The sequence below is a fragment of the Bradyrhizobium sp. P2_E8 genome, from assembly GCF_056403875.1.
In genome coordinates this window covers 1-845 of the sequence record NZ_JBFUES010001709.1, presented here as the reverse complement: position 1 = coordinate 845, position 845 = coordinate 1, and the positions used below count along the sequence as shown (strand labels likewise).

The following is an 845-nucleotide window of genomic DNA, read 5'->3' as shown; positions in this document are numbered from 1 at the left end:
CCGTTTGATCTGCGGCGACGTCGGCTTTGGCAAGACCGAGGTGGCCTTGCGTGCCGCCTTTGCCGTGGCGCTCGAAGGCAAGCAGGTCGCTGTCGTGGTGCCGACCACGCTGCTGGCGCGCCAGCACGCAAGAACCTTCACCGAGCGCTTCAAGGGCTTTCCGGTGAACGTGGCGCAGGCCTCGCGCCTGATCCCGACCAAGGAGCTGAACCAGGTCAAGAAGGGCATCGCCGACGGCTCGGTCGACATCGTCGTCGGCACCCACGCGCTGCTCGGCAAGGCGATCAAGTTCCGCGATCTCGGCCTCGTCATCGTCGACGAGGAGCAGCATTTTGGCGTCACTCACAAGGAACGGCTGAAGGCGCTTCGCTCCGAGGTGCATGTGCTGACGCTGTCGGCGACGCCGATCCCGCGCACGCTTCAGCTGGCGCTCACCGGCGTCCGCGAGCTCTCGATCATTGCCTCGCCCCCGGTCGACCGCCTTGCGGTGCGCACCTTCGTCGCCCCGCACGATCCCTTGATGATCCGCGAGGCGCTGCTGCGCGAACGCTATCGCGGCGGCCAGGCTTTCTACGTCGTGCCGCGCATCGACGACCTCGCCGAGGTCAAGGATTTTCTCGACAAGAACGTGCCGGAGATGAAGGTCGCGGTCGCGCACGGGCAGATGCCGCCCGCCGTGATCGAGGACATCATGACCGCGTTCTACGACGGCAAGTTCGACATCCTGCTGTCGACCACGATCGTCGAATCCGGTCTCGACATTCCCAACGCCAACACGCTGATCGTGCATCGCGCCGACATGTTCGGCCTTGCCCAGCTCTATCAGCTCCGCGGCCGCGTCGGCC

General features: G+C 65.7%; 1 protein-coding gene. It reads left to right on the top strand.

What is annotated here, in order from left to right; all coding sequences use genetic code 11:
* Positions 1–845 (top strand): DEAD/DEAH box helicase (locus tag AC1D00_RS43380; protein WP_477014963.1); only part of this gene is annotated, 845 nt, incomplete at both ends.